This is a genomic window from Stenotrophomonas sp. 115C5 (genome assembly GCF_056861055.1).
In genome coordinates this window covers 92,313-107,295 of the sequence record NZ_JBSPUQ010000010.1, presented here as the reverse complement: position 1 = coordinate 107,295, position 14,983 = coordinate 92,313, and the positions used below count along the sequence as shown (strand labels likewise).

The window sequence follows — 14,983 nt, the reverse complement described above, 5'->3', positions numbered from 1 at the left end:
GGAGCCCCCATGGCAGACCTTCTTTGGCAGAAGCCCGGCGTCGCCGTCGACGCCCAGATCCAGACCTTCCTCGCCGGCGACGACGTGATCCTTGATCGCGAATTCTTCCTGCACGACATCGCCGCCAGCGCCGCGCATGCACAAGGCCTGCAGCACATCGGCATCCTCAGCGCCGACGAGCTGGCCGGCCTGCTGCGCGAACTGGAGATCCTGGCGCAGGACTTCCGCGAAGGCCGCTTCGTGCTGGATACGCAGTACGAGGATGGCCACTCGGCGATCGAAGCGCGCCTGACCGAACGCCTTGGTGATGCGGGTCGCAAGATCCACACCGGCCGCAGCCGCAACGACCAGATCCTGGTCGCCACCCGCCTGTGGCTTAAGGAGAAGCTGCAGCGCGTGGCGCAGCTCAGCGCCGAGGTGGCCAAGGTCGCGCTGGACCGCGCACAGGCCGAGAAGGATCTGCCGATTCCCGGCTACACCCACATCCAGCGTGCCGTGGTGTCCTCGGCGGGCATGTGGTGGGCCGGCTGGGCCGAGGCCTTCATCGACAATGCCATCCGCGCCCGTGACACCCATGCACTGATCGATGCCAACCCGCTGGGCACCGCCGCCGGTTATGGCGTCAATCTGCCGCTGGACCGCGAACACACCACCGCCGCGCTCGGCTTTGCGCGCATGCAGATTTCGCCGATCTACGCGCAGCTGTCGCGCGGCAAGTTCGAGCTGGCCGCGCTGGAAGCACTGGGTGGTGCCACGCTGGACCTGCGCCGCATTGCCTGGGACCTGTCGCTGTTCACCAGCGCCGAGTTCGGCTTCGTCGCGCTGCCGGCGCAGTACACCACCGGCAGCTCGATCATGCCCAACAAGCGCAACCCGGATGTGATCGAGCTGATGCGCGCCACCCATGCCAGCGTCGCCGCCGCACGCACTGAGATCGAACAGCTGCTGTCGCTGCCGTCGGGCTACCACCGCGACCTGCAGTCGTCCAAGGGCGCCATTTTCCACGGCTTCGGCCGTGGCCTGGCCGCGCTGGAGCTGCTGCCGGCGCTGCTGGCCAATCTGGAGTGGCGTGACGACAGGCTGCGCGCAGCGATCGACTCGGGCATGTATGCCACCGACGTTGCCGTGGAAGCGGCCGTGGCTGGCGTGCCGTTCCGCGAGGCCTACAAGGCCGCTGCGGCCGGTGCCGATAGTGCAGGGCACGGGCGCACGCCGGAAGGCAGCCTGGCCGCCCGTGTGTCGCCGGGTTCGGCAGCCGACCTGCGCCTGGATGAACTGCGCGCGCGCTGGCAGGCGCTGTCCTGATGGCGGGCACGGTCTACCTGGTGCTGGCCATGCGCCGGCCCGATTTCAATGCCGCCGCCGTGCAGCCGCACCGTGACTTCCTCGATGCGTTGCAGGCGCAGGGCAAGCTGCAGCTGACCGGCGGCTTCGCTGATGGCAGCGGTGGCGCCTATGTGCTGTGCAATGTCGAGAGCCTGGCGCAGGCGCAGGCCATCATCGCCACCGATCCGCTGGTGACGATGCAGGCCTCCGACCTGACCGTGCACGAATGGAACACCCGCTGAGAGCCTGACCGATGATCCAGCACGCTGCCCATGTCGCCTCGCCGTTCCCCGAACAAGCGCTGCCACCATGGCGGCGTGCGGTGCTGAAGGTCGGCAGCAGCCTGCTGGCTGCCGATGGCGGTGGCCTGTCGCCACGCCACGCGCTGGGCCTGGCCCAGTTCGTCTCGGCCAATGTACTGGCCGGGCGCGAGGTGGTGATCGTGTCGTCCGGCGCGGTCGCTGCCGGGCGCGCGATCCTGCCGCGGGCCGATGAGCCCGGTGCGGCGATGGCGGCGCGGCAGGCGCTGGCCGCGCTCGGCCAGGCCCAGCTGATCGGGCTCTGGCAGCGCTTCTTCGAGCGCCCGGTGGCGCAGGTGCTGCTGACCCACGACGACCTGCGCAACCGCCGCCGCTACCTCAACGCACGCGCTACGCTGAGCGAACTGCTGCGCCTGGGCGCGTTGCCGGTGGTCAACGAGAACGACACCGTGTCGGTGGACGAGCTCAAGCTCGGCGACAACGACAACCTGGCTGCAACGGTAGCGGCACTGGTCGATGCCGATGCGCTGTTCATCGCCACCGACATCGATGGCCTGTGCAGCGCCGACCCGCGCACCGTGGCCGATGCGCGGCCGTTGCACGACGTGCCGGAACTGAGTGACGAGGTGCTGGCGATGGCGGGCGGCGCCGGCTCGCGTGCCGGTACCGGCGGCATGCGGACCAAGCTGGAAGCGGCGGCCAAAGCCGGTCGCCTCGGTATCGAAACCTATCTGTTCAATGGCCGCAGTGGCGATGTGGTGCGCGCGCTGGCACAGGATCGCCTGTTCGGCACCCGTATCCACGCCGCGCGCAGCCGCGAGGCCGCACGCAAGCACTGGCTGCGGCACGCGCCGCTGGTCGAGGGCGCGATCGTGATCGATGCCGGCGCGGCGCAGGCCATGCGCGAGAAGGGCGCCTCGCTGCTGCCCGGTGGCATCACCGGCGCGGAGGGCGTGTTCCGCCGTGGCGACATGGTGCAGGTGTGCTGGAACGCGCCGCAGGGCCGTGTCTGCGTCGCGCGCGGCGTCAGCCAGTACGCGGCCGATGATGTGCGCCGGATCGCCGGCCGCCATTCGCGCGACATCGAGGCCGTGCTGGGCTACAACTACGGCGGCAGCGTCGTCCATCGCGACGATCTGGTGCTGCCATGACCGGTTTGAAGGACTCCCCGATGAGCGACATCGAAACGCAGGTGCGTGCCTGCCGTGACGCGGCCCAGATCGTTGCCGGCCTCGACAGTGCGGCCCGCCGCACGCTGCTGCTGGCCATGGCACAGGCGCTGGAAGTGAATGCCGGGCTGATCCTTGCCGGTAATGCACGTGACCTCGCCGCCGCGCGCGACAAGGGCGTTGGCAGCGCCATGCTCGACCGCCTGACGCTGGACCCGGCACGCTTGTTCGCGATGGCCGAAGCCGTGCGTGAGGTCGCCGCGCTGCCCGATCCCGTTGGCCAGATCACCCGCGACGATGTGCGTCCAAACGGCATCCGCGTGCAGAAGGTACGCGTGCCGCTGGGTGTGATCGCAATGATCTATGAGGCGCGCCCGAACGTGACCGCCGAAGCGGCTGCGCTGTGCCTGAAGGCCGGCAATGGCGTGATCCTGCGCGGTGGCTCCGAAGCGATCCATTCCAACACAGCCATCGCCCAGGCGTTGGCGGGCGCGCTCAAGGCCAATGGCGTGCCACCGGCGGCGGTGACCGTGCTGACCGACCTGCGCCGCGAAGCAATGCTGGAACTGCTGCAGCTGCATGAACTGATCGATCTGGCGATTCCGCGCGGCGGCGAAGGCCTGATCCGCTTCGTTGCCGAGCATGCGCGGGTGCCGGTGATCAAGCACTACAAGGGTGTCTGCCACCTGTTCGTGGATGCCAGCGCCGACCTCGGCAAAGCCATCGATCTACTGGTGGACGGAAAGTGCAGTCGTCCGTCGGCCTGCAATTCGCTGGAGACCCTGCTGGTGCACCGCGATGTGGCCGAAGCGTTCCTGCCGCGCGTGGCACAGGCGCTCGGCGAGCGCGGCGTGGAGCTGCGCGCCGACGCGGCTGCGCAGCCGTTGCTGCCGGGTAGCACCGCAGCCACCGATGCGGATTACGCCGCCGAGTTCCTGGATCTGGTGCTGGCCGTGCGGGTGGTGGATGACCTCGATGCGGCCATCGCGCACATCCGCCGCTATACCTCCGACCACACCGAAGTGATTGCGACCGAAGACGCGGGCCACGCCGAGCGCTTCGTCAGCGCGCTGCGCTCGGCGGTGGTGATGGTGAATGCCTCATCGCGCTTTTCCGATGGTGGGCAGTTGGGCCTGGGCAGCGAGATCGGTATTTCCACCACGCGCCTGCACGCCTACGGCCCGATGGGCCTGGAGGCACTCACCGTCGAACGATTTGTCGTGCGCGGTGAGGGGCAGACGCGCAAGTAGATCCACGCCATGCATGGATGCTCTTCGCGGTAGACCCCGGTGCCGACCAAGGTCGGCACCCACCAGGCCCAAGCGCCGACCAAGGTCGGCATCTACCAAGGCAAGTTCCGACCAGGGTCGGCACCCACCGGGTTGTCGGGCTACACCACCTCGCGGCGGATGCCGATCGGCCGCGCGTGATCGTCCATGTGCAGCGTGGCGGCCTTGCAGCCGAGCAGGCGCTCGGCCAGGCCGGTGCTGGCCCCCAGGTCGGCGGCCACTTCGTTGAGGCTGGCCAGCGGCCGCGGCAGGCGCCGGTCGTGGCCACGGAAGCGCGCGCGGTTGTACTCGGCCCAGCCGATCAGCAGCACGCTGGCACACAGCAGCATCAGCGGCAGCGCCACCAGCACGTACGGGTCGAACTGGTTCTGTCGTTCGTACAGCTGCCGCCAGGCCAGCTGTCCACCGATCAGCCACGACACCAGGGTCACCAACGGTGCCCACAGGTAGAAGTAGAACCCCCAGAACGCGAGGGTGACGAAGCCCCAGGCGGTGCGCTGGAAGCGTGGTTGGCGATGCGGCTTGCGGATCATCCGCGAGTCGAAGCGGTTGGACGGGCGTTGTGCGTTCATCGGATCCCCCGATCGGGACTGGTCCAGGTGGCGCGCTTGCTGCGACGGCGCAGAAGGGTTTTCGGCAACGCCACCAGGGTGGTGGAAAGGCTGATCAACCAGTACGCCATCGGGTACCAGATGACCCAGAAGTAGTTGCGTCCAATCTGTGTTTCGTAACGACGGTCGATGATCAGGCTGCTGGCGAACTGCAGCAGGCAGACCAGGGCCAGGATCACGCCATGCCATTCCGGCAGCAGGCTGGCGATGTGCAGCTGCGGGGGCAGTTCGATGAACTTGCCCAGCGCCCATAGCACCACGATGAACAACATGGTGTAAGCCCAGATCACGCTCAGCACGTACTCCAGCAGTACGCCCCACATGCGCCGCTCCTTCCAGTGCAGCAGCGAGCGGGCGTGGCGCAGCATCACCTCCACGCCACCCTGGGCCCAGCGCAGCCGCTGCCTCCACAGCCCCTTCAGCGTTTCCGGCATCAGGATGAAGCACAGTGCGTTGGGTTCGTAGCGGATGTCCCAGTGCGCCCGCTGCAGGCGCCAGCTGATGTCGATGTCTTCGGTCACCATGTCGTCCGACCACCAGCCGACCTGGTGCAGCGCGGTACGACGGAAGCCGGCGATCACGCCGGAGATGGTGAATATGCGCCCGTACACCCGCTGCGCGCGCTTGATCATGCCGATGATCGAGGAGAACTCGGCCACCTGCAGGCGCCCGAGCAGCGTGGAGCGGTTGCGGATGCGCGGATTGCCGGTCACCGCGCCGACCCGGTTGCCGCTTACCAGGTGCCAGATCATCCAGTGCAGCGCGTGCTCCTCCAGCATCGCGTCGCCGTCGATGCACACCAGGTACTCCGAACGCGCGGCGAGTGCACCCATGCGCAGTGCATTGGCCTTGCCCAGGTTGCGGTCCAGGTGCAGCACGCGCAGCCGTGGGTGCTTTGCCGCCAGGGCGTCCAGCCGCGCACCGGTGTCGTCGCTGCTGCCGTCGTCGATGGCGATCACTTCGTAGTCGGCCGGGTAGCGCTGCGCCAGCGCCGCGCCGAGCGTGTCGTCGAGGTTCGCGGACTCGTTGTGACAGGGAATCAGCAGGCTCGCGAACGGTGGATCGACCATCAGCGGCGGGTCGTTGCGCGGACGCGAATGGCGTTCGCGCCGGAAGTAGTAATACAGGCCGCCCGACATCCAGAAGAACGCCATCACCATCGGGTAGTAGAAGGCGAACTGGAACAGGACCTGCAGCAGCGGATGCATGTCCATGTCACTTCTCCGGGTACGGGAAGTTGCCGGCGGACATGGCCGCGCGGGCATCATGGGTGGAGGGCTGGTCGGCGATGAAATCATCCGGGTACCAGGCGAAGTGATGCACCCCCTGGGCCTGCAGCTGGCGGATCTGCGCGCGCAGGCGTTCGGCGGGAATTGGCTGGCCGCTGCGCCAATCCACGGTCTGCAGTTCGAACAGGGTGTGCTGCAGCTGGGGGTCATGCGCGCGCACAGCGGCCAGCAGCTGGTCCAGCCAGCGCTCGGGGTGCTTGCTGCCTTCCATCCACGGCATCGCCATCAGCGCGGTCTGGTCGTAGGCCTTGTTGAACAGGTCCAGCCGCTGTGCGAACCAGGCTTCGCTCTGCGGGCGCAGCACCGGCTCGGCATACAGGTTGCGTACCGTCGCCAGCTTCGGTCGCCAGCGCTGCGCACTGTCGCGCAGGGCCAGGGTGAAGTCGATCAGCGCCTGGGTGCGTGCGCTGCCATCACCGCCGGCCGCCAGCGTCGGCAGCTCGGTGTCGCGCAGGTAGCCATCATCATGGAACAGCAGGCCTTCGAAGTAGGAATTGACCGCCAGGTCCTCGTAGATGTCGAGCATGATCTGGCGCGCTTCCGGCTTGGTGAAGTCCAGCCGGTACATGCCGTCATGATCGCCGTTGTGGATCGCCAGCGCTTTGCGCTGCACCGGGTCGGGAAGCTCGAAACCCAGCACCGGCAGCCACGCATACACTTTCACGCCCGCGCGTGATTTCAGCTGCCAGGCGACACGGCTGAACAGGTCCGCGCGCACCGGCATGTGCCGGTTGGGAAAGTACAGTGCGTCGGCGGTGTTGTTGCCGTCCGGGTCGGCGAAGGCCTGCAGATAGACGTGGGTGGGTGAGATGCGCTTGACCCGCTCGACAAGTGCATCGAGGTTGCGCGCCTGCTGTGCCGGGTCCGGGTCATACACATCATCCAGGTCGACCTGCAGCGCACGGATGCCATCGAGTGCAACATCGCGGCGCAGCTCGAAGGCCAGCCCCTCCACGGTCGGGTTGTCGCTTACCAGAAAACGCGCCAGCCCGTGCAGGTCGCTGGCCACCGGTGTGCTGCGGCCTTCCAGATCGAAGGACACCGGCATGCCCAGCTGCTCGGCAATGTCGTTGCTCAGCTGGTTGTAGGCGGCGTAGGGCCAGACGATGGCGCGCGGGCGCACGCCCAGGTGCTGCTGGATGCGCTGCACGCTGCGGCCGAGATCGGCGCGCAGGCGCTGCTCGTACTGTGGCTCGCTTTCGTAGCTGTGCGTGGCCGGGCTGTAGATGCGGGTGACCACCGCCGGCGTCGAGTTGCCCTGTGGATTGGCAAGCACCCCGTGATGCAGATCGTCGGTATGGCTGGCCACCTCGATCAGGCCGCTGTCGTGCATCTGCTTCAGCTGTGCCCAGGTGATGAAGTCGTCGCGGCCGAACGGGCGGTAGCCATAGTCGATGGTGCGGCCCGGTGCCATGTCCACGTAGTCGGTGATCACCGCCACCAGCGCCGGATAGCGGTAGGCCTGCAGCAGCGGGAAGGCCTTGTCGTAGACGCTGCGCAGGCCGTCATCGAAGGTCAGCAGTACCGGTTTCGGAGGCAGCGTGGCGCGTCCCTGGGAGGCGTCGATCACCTGCGACAGCGACACTGGGTGGTAGCCGTGTGCCCCCAGCCAGTCCAGGTGGGCGGCGAAGTTCTGCGTGCTCACCGCATAGGTATCGGCATCCCCCTTGGCTGCGACCTGGTCGCGGATGTCGTGGTAGCTGAGGATCAGCAGGCCGTTGTCGATCGCATCGAGATGCAGGGCCTGCTGCGCGAAGGCCGGCGGCGCAGCCGACAGCAGCAGGAGCACGATCAGGCGCAGGATGCGGGTCATGTCAGTCTCCCCAGCGCAGTGCGGCTTCGAAGCCGATATGGCGTTCGCGATGGCCGTCGTAGACCGGCCGCGACCAGCGCACGCCATACTCGAACACGCGGCCCTGGCCCAGCTGCCACTCGTGCATGTACGACACCGACGGCACCAGCGCACTGCCGAAGCCGTCCTGCCAGTAGTCGCCCAGCGAGACGGTCAGCCGGTGCCGGAAGTGGCGTTCGTAGTGGCGCCACAGCTGCTGGTCGATGCGCAGGCCGATCTCGACCATGCGGTCGCGCTTCGGGTTGAAGTAGGGGGCATCGTCGCGGCTGCCCCGGCTGGTGTAGGCACTGGCCAGGCCATCGATCAGCCACCGTGGGCGGGTCAGCAGGCGCTGTTCAAGGGCGGTGCTGAACAGTTCGCGATGGTTGCCATCGTCGTAACGGAAGCGACTGGCGCCGAACACCCAGTGCGTGCGTTCGCTGCGCCGATAGTCGACCTGCGCACTGACGCTGTCAGCGGTGATGCCGGCCACGCGCGCCTGCATCGATGCTTCCGGATCATTGCGTGCGGCGATCAGTCCGGCATGCCAGTAGTCGTTGAACTGCCAGCCCACGCCGACGCGCAGCCCGGTATCGCCAATGTGGTCGTTGGCGCGCAGTACCGCTGCTTCCGCATCCAGCCGGCTGAAGCGGTAGCGTACGCCCGCGCCCAGCCACAGCGGGTCGATGCGCTGGTCCTGGAAATCGACCGAGCGCCGGTCGGCGAAGGCGAACAGCCGCCAGCGATCGTCGAGTACGGGTGTCTGGACCTCGATGCCATAGCGGCGGTCGTCGTTGCCCAGCGGCGAGGTGCCACCACCGCCGGAACTGCGTCCGATGTCGGTCCATGCCTTCAGCTGCCAACCGCGATGCGCGCGCCAGGCCTGGTCCATGCGTTCGACGGCGGGCTGGGTGGGGTAGCGTGCAAGCAGATCGTCGTGCAGCGGTCGCGCCAGGTCATCGCGCTGCAGAGCGACGTAGGCTTCCTGCATGCCCAGCCGTGGCTCGATGTCGCGCGGGTCCAGCGCATGCGCCATCTGTTGCCGCTGCAGCGCCCTGCGTGGCCAGCCGCGCATCATGTAGACGCTGCCCAGCGCACTCTGCAGGCCGCCGTTGCCCGGTGCGATGTCGACCATCGATTCCAGATCGCGCTGCGCGGTGGGCAGGTCACCGCTGTAAGCGCGCACCATCGCCAGGTTGAGGTCGGCCTCGTAGCGCGACCAGTTTGGATACGGCGACTTTCCGTTGCTCCAGCGCCAGGCAGGTTCCTTGTCGCGCCATGCCTGCAGCAGGTCGACGGCCTTTTCCTGCTGCTCGCTTTCCAGGTAGGCGTAAGCCAGTTCCGAATGCGAGGCGTCGCGCGTTGGATCGCCGGCGACGGCCGCCTGCAGCACCGGAATGGCTTCCTCAGGATGCAGGGTGCCCATCAACGAATCGCCCACTGCGGGCAGCACATAGTCGGGCAGGGCATGGCCTTCGGCCTGCAGTGCGCGGGCTTCCTCGCGCACCTGCGCATGGCGGCCCAGCCGGTTGAGCAGGATCAGCCGGTCCAGGCGGATGCGCAGTGGCGCCTGCGCGGGTGGGGTGCCTTCGGCGCCCAGGTAGCGCTGCATGCGCGCCAGGGTTGATTCGGCCTCTTCCAGCCGGCTGTCTTCGCTGCTGCTGTAGGCCAGGCTCCAGACCACCAGCTTGGCCAGGTAGTCGCCTTCGATGCGCTGCTTCTGTGCAGCGTCGAACAGCTGCGGGCGCTGCTGATACAGCTCCCAGGCGCGCCACGCATTGCCGATGTCGCCCAGGGTCAGTACGCGCAGCTTGAACAGCAGATCGTCGTTGGGCTGCTGCTGGCTGGCGCGCTCGATGGCGCCGAGGGCATCCAGCCAGCGGGCCTGGTCGCGGTAGCGGCCGATCTCGGCCAGGGCCGCCTCGCGGTCGGGCGGGGCAGCACTGCTGGCCCAGGCCAGGGCGGTACAGGCAAGGCCGACGCAGAGCGCCAGCCGGCGGTGGACAACCATTGGGGACCCCCTTGGCTTCCGAACCAGATAACCTGAAAAATGTGACGCACATCACATGCCAGATTTTGGGGTGGCCGTGGCCTGCGTCACTCCCCTCGCGAACTCCCATCCAGCAGGGATGGGCGGAACCAGGACAGCGACCTGCAATGTCTTGTCTGAAACGAGAGTCCCTCGCGCACCGAGTGGTGGCCTGGGCGGCGCTGCCGCCCCCATGCCCGATGCCGGCACGCGGCAAGGATGGGCATTCGTGGGCACTATCCGCCCGGAATTGTCAGCCCGGCGTCAAAATGCGCAAACGGGCTGACGAGCGGTAGGTGGGGCCGGTTGCTGGCCCCATGCGGCTTACCAGAGGTCTTCCAGCTTGCGCGGCTTGCAGGCCACCCAGGAAGCGCACAGCATCAGGGTGGCGCAGCCGAACAGGAAGCTGAACGGGATCGTCCAGCCGTCGCTGACGGTGTGCAGCCAGCCGACCAGGAACGGCCCCAGGCAGCTGAAGCTGTAGCCCACACCCTGCATGAACCCGGACAGCGCCGCCGAGCCGGTGGGGGTGCGGGTGCGCAGGTTGATCAGGGTCAGGGCCAGCGGGAAGGTGGACGGACCGACGCCGAGCAGGCAGGCCCACAGCAGCGGGGCCTTCATCGGTGCCAGCAGCAGGCCGGTGAAGGCGATCACGAACGAGAAGAAGCCGATCAGCACCAGCGGGAACGGGTTCTGCAGGCGCACCGCCATCGACGGGATGACCAGCGACGGTAGCAGGCCCAGTGCCGAGAACACGGCCACCATCACGCCGCCGAACGCGGGCGTGCCACCGGCCTCGACCACGATGCGCGGCAGCCAGGTGAACATCGAGTAGGTCATCAGCGAGGTCATGCCGAACATGAGCGTCATGCTCCAGCCTAGCGACGTGCGCCAGACCTTGCCATGCGGCTGCGCGGTGGGGTCGGTGGCGTCGGCCTGCGGCTTCGGCGCGCGCTTGGCCAGCACCAGCCAGGGCAGTGCGGCGGCCAGTGCCAGCAGCGCCCACATGCCCAGCGACACGCGCCAGCCGGCAGCGTTGGCCATCGGCACCGCGAGCAGCGCCGGCAGCATCGTGCCCAGCTGCAGCACGCTGATGTAGAGCGTACTCATGGTGCCGACCTTGTTGGCGAAGTAACGCTTCACCAGCGGCGGCACCACCACGTTGCCGATGCCCATGCCGGCCAGCGCCAGCACCGAACCCAGCAACAGCGTGCCGACGTTGCCGGCGCTGGAGCGCAGCAGCAGGCCGGCCATCGCCATCACCATCGCCAGCAGGGTGGTGCGCTCCAGGCCGAGGCGCCGCGCCAGTGCCGGCGTGGCCACGCCGAACAGCGCGAACGAGGCGGTCGGCAGCATGCCCAGCACGCCGGTCATGGTGGTGCCGAAGCCGAACTGCTGGCCGAGCACGTCCAGCAGCGGGGTGATCGAGGTGACCGCCGTGCGCAGGTTGACCGCTGCCAGCAGGATCGCGGCAAACGCGAGGACGCGACCGTGCAGCAGCGACGGCGAATCGGAAGTGGAGGAACTCATCGGTGGTCCTTGCAGGTGTCGCACGCCGCAGCAACGGCATGCAGCGCCGGCATCGGTCTACGCCGAAGCGGCAGGTGGGGGTGGGGGCTGCAGGTGGGCCGGCAGCGCGGCCATTGTACGTGCGCTGCCGGGCAAGGTCCCGTCATGCGGGTGGCCCGGCGCTTGGCACAAAAAAACCCGGAGGACAGTGATGTCTTCCAGGCTTCTTGGTGACCACCGAAGTGGTCGGGGAGACAGGATTCGAACCTGCGACCTCTACGTCCCGAACGTAGCGCTCTACCAGACTGAGCTACACCCCGAAGGGAGCCGCCTATTCTAGCGATTCACCCCGATGGCGGCAAGGGGTGAATGCTGTTTTCTTCACACTGCCGAAGCAGTGCCACTTCAGGGAACAAAAAAGCCTGGACGACTTCACCAGGCTTCAATGCGACCACTTGAGTGGTCGGGGAGACAGGATTCGAACCTGCGACCTCTACGTCCCGAACGTAGCGCTCTACCAGACTGAGCTACACCCCGAAGGAGCCGCCTAAGATACCGTGTGAAGGCCAAGGCGGCAAGGTTTTTTTTACAGCTCAGCGACGATTTTCTTTCTCGATACGGTTCTGCTCGCGGGCTTCGAACCACATGCCGTTGAGGATGGCCACCGTCGAGGCGAGGCCGGCGCCGAGAATCCAGGCGAAATACCACATGGTCGATCTCCTTTGTTCAAGGGTGTGCCGGCCGTGGGCCGGCACACCGTCAATCAGTAAGCGTTCGGGTTGTTGCCCATCTCTTCGGTGGTGGTCTTGCCCTTGAGCACGCGGTACACCCAGGTGGTGTAGGCGAGGATGATCGGCAGGAACACCGCCGTGGCCAGCAGCATGATCCACAGGGTCAGGTGGCTGGACGAGGCATCCCACACGGTCAGGCTGGAGGTGGGCTGGCTGGAGGACGGCAGCAGGAACGGGAAGATGGCGAAGCCGACGGTCAGGATGATGCCGGCGATGGCCGCACCGGAGGCGATGAAGGCCAGGCCGCCGCGACGGGCACGCAGCAGTACCGCACTGGCCAGCAGGCCGGCCAGGCCCAGCAGCGGCGCCAGGATCGTGGCCGGCATCGCGCTGTAGTTGCGCATCCAGCCACCGGCAGCGCCGAGTTCGGCAGTCTTCAGCAGCGGATTGGTGGCGCCATCGGTAACCACCTGCGAGGTGATCTGGTAACCCGGCAGGCCGAAGGCCACCCAGGCACCGCCCACCGCGAACAGCACGAAGGCGATGATCGCTGCGATGCTGCCGAAACGTGCCGCACGTTCGGCCACCGGGCCGTCGGTCTTCAGCACCAGCATGGCCGCACCGTGGGCGACCAGCATCGACACGCTGAGCAGGCCGGCCAGCAGCGCGAAGGGCATCAGCAGGCCGAAGAACGAGCCGGTGTAGAAGATGCGCATGCTGTCATCGAAGTGGAACGGCACGCCCAGCACCACGTTGCCCACCGCCACGCCCATGATCAGCGCCGGGATGAAGCCGCCGATGAACAGCGCCCAGTCCCAGGTGTTGCGCCAGCGTTCGCTGGGCATCTTGCTGCGGAACTTGAAGCCGACCGGACGCAGGATCAGGGCGAACAGGATCACGAACATCGCCAGGTAGAACCCGGAGAAGCTGACCGCATACAGCGGCGGCCAGGCGGCGAAGATCGCACCGCCACCGAGCACCAGCCACACCTGGTTGCCTTCCCAGACCGGGCCGATGGTGTTGATCACCAGCCGGCGCTCGGCATCGTTGCGGGCGACGAAGGGCAGCAGGGTGCCGACACCCAGGTCGAAACCATCCATCACGGCAAAACCGATCAGCAGGATGCCGAGCAGCAGCCACCAGATCACGCGCAGCGTGGTGTAGTCCAGAAGAATGAAATCCATCGTGGTTCTCCTGCCTCAGGCCTGGCCGGCGGCGGGCGCCGAGGCATTGTGGGAAGCATGCGGCTGGGGCGACTGCAGCGACGGCAGCACCTCGTCCGGACCCTTGCGGATCGCCTTGAGCATCAGCTTGATCTCGACCACGATCAGCGCGGTGTAGATCGCGGTGAAGCCGGCCAGGGTCAGCACGATTTCATGCAGGGCCAGGCCCGATGCCGCATAGAAGGTCGGCAGCACGCCATCGACCGCCCACGGCTGGCGACCGTACTCGGCCACGAACCAGCCGCACTCGATCGCGATCCACGGTGCCGGCAGCGTCCACAGGGCCACCTTGAGGAACCAGCGCTTGTCCTGGAAGTTGTTGCGGCAGGAGTAGTAGAAGGCCAGGGCGAAGAAGGCGATCAGGTAGAAGCCCAGGCCGGCCATCACGCGGAAGGTCCAGAACAGCGGCATCACGCGCGGCACGGTGTCCATCGCCGCCTGCGAGATCTCCTGCGGGGTGGCGTTGAGGATGTCGTCGCGGTAGCGCTTGAGCAGCAGGCCGTGGCCCAGGTCCTGCCAGTGGCGGTCGAACATCTCGCGTGCTTCAACGTCGTTCTTGTTGGCGCGCAGGCGTTCCAATGCACCGTAGGCCAGCTGGCCGCCACGCACGCGGTGTTCGGCGCGCTCGACCAGTTCCAGGATGCCCGGAATCGGCTGGTTCAACGAGCGGGTGGCGATCAGGCCCATCAGGTAGGGGATCTTCACCGCGTAGTCGTTCTGGTGGGTTTCCTGGTTCGGGATGCCGAAGGCGGTGAAGTCGGCCGGCGCACGCTCGGTCTCCCACATCGCTTCGATCGCGGCCAGCTTCATCTTCTGGTGTTCGCTGGCGGCGTAGCCGCTCTCGTCACCCAGCACCACCACCGACAGTGATGACAGCAGGCCGAACGCCGCGGCCACCGCGAACGAACGACGGGCCAGGTCCTTGTGCTTGTTGCGCAGCAGGAACAGCGCGCTGATCGCCATCACGAACACCGCACCGGTCACGTAGCCGGCGCTGACGGTGTGCACGAACTTGGCCTGCGCCACCGGGTTGAACACCACCGCCATGAAGTCGACCACTTCCATGCGCATGGTTTCCGGGTTGAACACCGCACCGGTCGGGTTCTGCATCCAGCCGTTGGCGATCAGGATCCAGATCGCCGACAGGTTGGTGCCCAGTGCCATCAGCCAGGTCACCATCAGGTGCTTGACCTTGCTCAGGCGGTTCCAGCCGAAGAAGAACAGGCCGACGAAGGTGGCTTCCAGGAAAAATGCCATCAGGCCTTCGATGGCCAGCGGCGCACCGAAGATGTCACCCACGTAGTGGCTGTAGTAGGACCAGTTCATGCCGAACTGGAATTCCATGACGATGCCGGTGGCGACGCCCATGGCGAAGTTGATGCCGAACAGGACGCCCCAGAACAGGGTCATCCTGCGCCAGATCTCCTTGCCGGTCATCACGTACACGCTCTCCATGATGGCCACCATGAAGGACAGGCCGAGGGTGAGTGGTACGAATAGGAAGTGGTACATCGCGGTCAGCGCGAATTGCAGCCGCGACAGCTCTACGACTGTCTGATCAATCATGGCCTGGCTACCTCGTTGGATAGTGCCGTTGCAGGTGGCGGGAAGGGTGGTCTACGACGTGAATGATGTGACCGACTACTTCAAACAGCCTTGATCCAGATCAATGTATGAATGGGTATTCAGGAGGATCGTATGCCAACCCGATGAAGA

At 66.7% G+C, this 14,983-nt stretch carries 12 protein-coding genes and 2 tRNA genes; 4 read left to right on the top strand and 10 right to left on the bottom strand.

Features of this window, described 5'->3' with window-relative positions; genetic code table 11:
• Positions 1 to 9 precede the first annotated feature (9 nt).
• The 4 genes from argH to AC13FN_RS13465 are packed head-to-tail and all read left to right on the top strand — an operon-like array spanning position 10 to position 4,005.
• Positions 10 to 1,305, top strand: coding sequence for an argininosuccinate lyase (gene argH / locus AC13FN_RS13480; RefSeq protein WP_482985019.1), 1,296 nt, complete (start codon positions 10 to 12; stop codon positions 1,303 to 1,305).
• Positions 1,305 to 1,568: a YciI family protein gene (locus tag AC13FN_RS13475; protein ID WP_054172185.1), complete on the top strand. Its 264-nt coding sequence runs from the start codon at positions 1,305 to 1,307 to the stop codon at positions 1,566 to 1,568. Before argH ends, AC13FN_RS13475 begins: the two co-directional genes overlap by 1 nt.
• Before the next feature lie 11 nt (positions 1,569 to 1,579).
• Entirely contained in the window at positions 1,580 to 2,737 is a 1,158-nt protein-coding gene (gene proB / locus AC13FN_RS13470) for a glutamate 5-kinase (protein WP_217013807.1), read from the top strand.
• Positions 2,734 to 4,005, top strand: coding sequence for a glutamate-5-semialdehyde dehydrogenase (locus AC13FN_RS13465; RefSeq protein ID WP_482985020.1), 1,272 nt, complete (start codon positions 2,734 to 2,736; stop codon positions 4,003 to 4,005). The genes proB and AC13FN_RS13465 overlap by 4 nt, the downstream gene beginning before the upstream one ends.
• 140 nt (positions 4,006 to 4,145) lie before the next feature.
• Here AC13FN_RS13465 and pgaD read toward each other — a convergent pair whose 3' ends face one another.
• The 10 genes from pgaD to AC13FN_RS13415 form a co-directional block, all read right to left on the bottom strand.
• Positions 4,146 to 4,616 (bottom strand): poly-beta-1,6-N-acetyl-D-glucosamine biosynthesis protein PgaD, encoded by a 471-nt coding sequence (gene pgaD, locus AC13FN_RS13460; protein WP_054172182.1) that lies wholly within the window; start codon positions 4,614 to 4,616, stop codon positions 4,146 to 4,148.
• On the bottom strand, positions 4,613 to 5,869 hold the full coding sequence (pgaC, locus tag AC13FN_RS13455; protein ID WP_010486660.1) for a poly-beta-1,6-N-acetyl-D-glucosamine synthase: 1,257 nt from the start codon (positions 5,867 to 5,869) through the stop codon (positions 4,613 to 4,615). Before pgaC ends, pgaD begins: the two co-directional genes overlap by 4 nt.
• Position 5,870: 1 nt before the next feature.
• Positions 5,871 to 7,757 carry a poly-beta-1,6-N-acetyl-D-glucosamine N-deacetylase PgaB gene (gene pgaB / locus AC13FN_RS13450; RefSeq protein ID WP_482985021.1) on the bottom strand — a complete coding sequence of 629 codons (1,887 nt, stop codon included), beginning with the start codon at positions 7,755 to 7,757 and terminating at the stop codon, positions 5,871 to 5,873.
• A gap of 1 nt (position 7,758) precedes the next feature.
• The gene (gene pgaA, locus AC13FN_RS13445) at positions 7,759 to 9,786 is read right to left on the bottom strand and encodes a poly-beta-1,6 N-acetyl-D-glucosamine export porin PgaA (protein WP_482985022.1); all 2,028 of its coding nucleotides are present in this window, start codon (positions 9,784 to 9,786) and stop codon (positions 7,759 to 7,761) included.
• 342 nt (positions 9,787 to 10,128) lie between these two features.
• Positions 10,129 to 11,334: a CynX/NimT family MFS transporter gene (locus tag AC13FN_RS13440; RefSeq protein WP_043400972.1), complete on the bottom strand. Its 1,206-nt coding sequence runs from the start codon at positions 11,332 to 11,334 to the stop codon at positions 10,129 to 10,131.
• A 222-nt stretch (positions 11,335 to 11,556) separates the two neighbouring features.
• Positions 11,557 to 11,633, bottom strand: a tRNA-Pro gene (locus tag AC13FN_RS13435).
• Between the two features lie 140 nt (positions 11,634 to 11,773).
• Positions 11,774 to 11,850: transfer RNA gene (locus AC13FN_RS13430), tRNA-Pro, on the bottom strand.
• A 56-nt stretch (positions 11,851 to 11,906) separates the two neighbouring features.
• On the bottom strand, positions 11,907 to 12,023 hold the full coding sequence (gene cydX / locus AC13FN_RS13425) for a cytochrome bd-I oxidase subunit CydX (protein ID WP_005410354.1): 117 nt from the start codon (positions 12,021 to 12,023) through the stop codon (positions 11,907 to 11,909).
• Between the two features lie 53 nt (positions 12,024 to 12,076).
• Positions 12,077 to 13,228: a cytochrome d ubiquinol oxidase subunit II gene (cydB, locus tag AC13FN_RS13420; protein ID WP_217013795.1), complete on the bottom strand. Its 1,152-nt coding sequence runs from the start codon at positions 13,226 to 13,228 to the stop codon at positions 12,077 to 12,079.
• A gap of 15 nt (positions 13,229 to 13,243) precedes the next feature.
• A complete protein-coding gene (locus AC13FN_RS13415; RefSeq protein ID WP_197578438.1) occupies positions 13,244 to 14,833 on the bottom strand; it encodes a cytochrome ubiquinol oxidase subunit I in 1,590 nt (529 codons plus the stop codon).
• Between the last annotated feature and the right edge of the window lie 150 nt (positions 14,834 to 14,983).

What these genes read in the sequence shown, in the direction of transcription:
- proB (WP_217013807.1), top strand. Translation starts at nt 1,580, where the DNA reads ATGATCCAGCACGCTGCCCATGTCGCCTCGCCGTTCCCCGAACAAGCG.
- AC13FN_RS13475 (WP_054172185.1), top strand. Translation starts at nt 1,305, where the DNA reads ATGGCGGGCACGGTCTACCTGGTGCTGGCCATGCGCCGGCCCGATTTC.
- AC13FN_RS13465 (WP_482985020.1), top strand. Translation starts at nt 2,734, where the DNA reads ATGACCGGTTTGAAGGACTCCCCGATGAGCGACATCGAAACGCAGGTG.
- pgaB (WP_482985021.1), bottom strand. Translation starts at nt 7,757, where the DNA reads ATGACCCGCATCCTGCGCCTGATCGTGCTCCTGCTGCTGTCGGCTGCG.
- AC13FN_RS13440 (WP_043400972.1), bottom strand. Translation starts at nt 11,334, where the DNA reads ATGAGTTCCTCCACTTCCGATTCGCCGTCGCTGCTGCACGGTCGCGTC.
- pgaC (WP_010486660.1), bottom strand. Translation starts at nt 5,869, where the DNA reads ATGGACATGCATCCGCTGCTGCAGGTCCTGTTCCAGTTCGCCTTCTAC.
- pgaA (WP_482985022.1), bottom strand. Translation starts at nt 9,786, where the DNA reads ATGGTTGTCCACCGCCGGCTGGCGCTCTGCGTCGGCCTTGCCTGTACC.
- pgaD (WP_054172182.1), bottom strand. Translation starts at nt 4,616, where the DNA reads ATGAACGCACAACGCCCGTCCAACCGCTTCGACTCGCGGATGATCCGC.
- cydB (WP_217013795.1), bottom strand. Translation starts at nt 13,228, where the DNA reads ATGGATTTCATTCTTCTGGACTACACCACGCTGCGCGTGATCTGGTGG.
- argH (WP_482985019.1), top strand. Translation starts at nt 10, where the DNA reads ATGGCAGACCTTCTTTGGCAGAAGCCCGGCGTCGCCGTCGACGCCCAG.
- cydX (WP_005410354.1), bottom strand. Translation starts at nt 12,023, where the DNA reads ATGTGGTATTTCGCCTGGATTCTCGGCGCCGGCCTCGCCTCGACGGTG.
- AC13FN_RS13415 (WP_197578438.1), bottom strand. Translation starts at nt 14,833, where the DNA reads ATGATTGATCAGACAGTCGTAGAGCTGTCGCGGCTGCAATTCGCGCTG.